This window comes from Streptomyces torulosus, assembly GCF_001419765.1.
Taxonomy (GTDB): domain Bacteria; phylum Actinomycetota; class Actinomycetes; order Streptomycetales; family Streptomycetaceae; genus Streptomyces; species Streptomyces torulosus.
Map to the genome: position 1 here is coordinate 1 of NZ_LIRK01000837.1, position 1,209 is coordinate 1,209.

Annotated in this window: 1 protein-coding gene; it reads left to right on the top strand. The window is 68.4% G+C overall.

Annotated elements, in window-relative coordinates:
- Positions 1–73: 73 nt before the first annotated feature.
- A complete protein-coding gene (locus AOK23_RS41035; protein WP_055717499.1) occupies positions 74–1,102 on the top strand; it encodes an ABC transporter substrate-binding protein in 1,029 nt (342 codons plus the stop codon).
- Positions 1,103–1,209 lie beyond the last annotated feature (107 nt).

Genomic DNA, 1,209 nt, shown 5'->3' on the forward strand with positions numbered 1-1,209 from the left:
CCTGAGTCCCCCACGCCCCGCACCACCCGACACCTTCCTTCCACCCGCGTGGAACCGAACGAACAGGACAGCCATGCCCACCCAGCTCTCCCGGCGCAGCCTGCTGCGCGGCATCACCGCGACGACCGCCGCCGTCACCCTCGCCGCCGGACTCAGCGCCTGCGGAGGGGACAGCGACGCCGCCACGAGGACGGCGAGCGACACCGCGGGCACGGTCACCGTGGGCCGGTTGTCCAACGGCGCCGCCACCGAGACCACCCTGAAGGTCTCCGAGGTGAAGTCCATCAGCGACCGCCTGCCCGCCGCCGTCAAGAAGCGCGGCACGCTCGTCATCGGCTCCGGCACCCTGCCCTCCGGCAGCCCGCCGCTCGGCTTCATCGGCGACGACCAGAAGACACTCACCGGCTCCGAACCCGACTTCGGCAGACTGGTCGCCGCCGTCCTCGGCCTCGAACCCGAGGTGCGCCAGTCCACCTGGGAGAACCTCTTCATCGGCCTCGACAGCGGCAAGGTCGACGTGGCCTTCTCCAACGTCACCGACACCGAGGAGCGCAAGAAGAAGTACGAGTTCGCCTCCTACCGCAAGGACGACCTCGCCTTCGAGGTGAGGAAGGACAGCGACTGGAACTTCGACGGCGACTACCGCAAGCTCGCCGGGAAGACGGTCTCCGTCGGCAACGGCACCAACCAGGAGAAGATCCTCCTGGAGTGGAAGGCGAAGCTGGCGAAGGAGGGCGCCAAGCCCCTCACCGTCAAGTACTTCCAGGAGAACAACAGCCTCTACCTGGCCCTCAACAGCGGCAAGATCGACGCCTACTTCGGCCCCAGCCCGAACCTCTCCTACCACGCCGCCAAGACGGCGAACACGCCGCAGGCGACCCGCATCGCGGGTCAGTTCTCCGGCGCCGGAGAGACCCTCCAGGGCTTGATCGCCGCGACCGCCAAGAAGGACAGCGGCCTCGCCGAGCCCCTCGCCGCGGCCATCAACCACCTCATCGAGAACGGCCAGTACGCCAAGTGGCTGAAGGCCTGGAACCTCTCTAACGAGGCGGTCGAGAAGTCCGAGGTCAACCCACCCGGCCTGCCCCTCACCAACTCCTGACGCTCCCTCACCGCGCCACGTCCCCGTGGCCTCACGAAAGGACTCCGCCCCCGTGGCCCAGCACACCGACATCCACGGAGGCGGAGCCCTTTCGTGAGGCCACGGGG

Bases quoted from the DNA above. Each gene is read 5' to 3' on its own strand.
- AOK23_RS41035 (WP_055717499.1), top strand. From the start codon at position 74: ATGCCCACCCAGCTCTCCCGGCGCAGCCTGCTGCGCGGCATCACCGCG.